The following is a 1,417-nucleotide window of genomic DNA, read 5'->3' as shown; positions in this document are numbered from 1 at the left end:
AAAAGGTAAGAGTATAGAGGGAATACAATCATTATTAGAAGAGAAAGAACAAGAGGTTTTAGAGAAAATAGAATATAAAAAACTACTGTTAAAAAAGCTTCAGGTCGTAAAAGAAGATTGCGAAAAAATTAAACAATTTCTAGGTGTATACGCAGTAAAAGAAATGAACCCTTTAGAAATAAAAGGAGAAATAGAGCATTTTACTGCATATGATGAATATGACACTCTAAAAGAAAGCACAGACAGTTTAAAAAAAGCAGTGATTCTCACATCTTTAAGAAGAGTCATACGTTTCAATGAAGAAGGTATTCTTGAAGATAAATTTATCATTGTAAGAAAAGTAGAAGATTGTGATAAAGCAATAGAAGGTGAAATTCTATCTCATCCAAAATGTATTTATACAGTTGTTGAAGATGGAAGATGGTCAACGGGTGGAAAAAATACTGACCATAAAGTGGAAGCTAGTTTAAGAAAAGTAGCAAAAGAAAAAGGGTATGAACTTTTGGGGCTTGTTTATATAAATCTATTACTTACCACTTATGAAGATGGACTTGAACGTATTTTTTTAGAAATTTATGTACCTATAAAGTGAAAATTTAATCAGTGGGGTGCTTCATCTTCCACTGGATAGTGGAACACAACTAAAACCTGCACATACTGTTATAACTGGTGGAGTCTTTTTGCTCATTCATGCGGGGAAAATAATGCAGACATGTATTGACCTGTGAGTAACCCCTAGGTTTATGCTGAAGGTATTCGTAAATATGAGCGTTATGATATTGACGAAATACTTAGTTTGAAGCGGGGGATCTGTATGAGTGGAGAAAAGAAGCTAAAAAAGCCAGTAGCAAGTTTTATTCTACTAACCAATATCATGTTTTTGCCACTTTTTTGTCTTGTAGGGGCCATAAAGATATTGGGATTTCCTACATGGGTTTTTGATGTCGTGCGCTGTATATCAGCTTGGTCTTCAACCTTTGCTTTTGCAATACTATTTAAAAAAATCTATCCTGGGCAGAGTTTTATACATTTTGTTAAAAATAAATTCAAGACTAAACTTAAATTTTCTGTGATCCTTTCTGTAAGTACGATTCAAGCCTTCATATTTATGCTGATTTTGTTTCTCGTATTGAATAATAGTGAAGTAGACACTATTTTTACTATATCTTCATGGGGAATGCTGTTCTATTACTTTTTAAAAAATCTTCTGTCAGGACCACTAGGTGAAGAATTAGGGTGGAGAGGTTTTGCTCAAGTTGAGCTTCAAAAGAAGCATTCGCCATTAAAAGCTTCGATAATCATAGGATTTTGGTGGGGTATGTGGCATCTACCCATATGGTTTACTACAGGGTTTATGGGCATGGATTTGATCAAATATATTCTATTCTTTATGATTTCAATCGTATCTACTACGATT

Annotated in this window: 2 protein-coding genes; both read left to right on the top strand. The window is 33.2% G+C overall.

What is annotated here, in order from left to right; translation table 11 throughout:
• Positions 1–592, top strand: a 592-nt coding sequence (locus V7150_RS25180; protein ID WP_335523747.1) for a MerR family transcriptional regulator, incomplete at its 5' end; no start/stop codon positions are given.
• 222 nt (positions 593–814) lie between these two features.
• A partial coding sequence (locus V7150_RS25175; protein ID WP_335523744.1) for a CPBP family intramembrane glutamic endopeptidase occupies positions 815–1,417 on the top strand: 603 nt, incomplete at its 3' end.

The organism is Neobacillus drentensis (assembly GCF_036965245.1).
Taxonomy (GTDB): Bacteria; Bacillota; Bacilli; order Bacillales; family Cytobacillaceae; genus Neobacillus; species Neobacillus drentensis_G.
The sequence above is the reverse complement of the archived record's forward strand: the minus strand, read 5'-3'. Positions and strand labels throughout refer to the sequence as shown.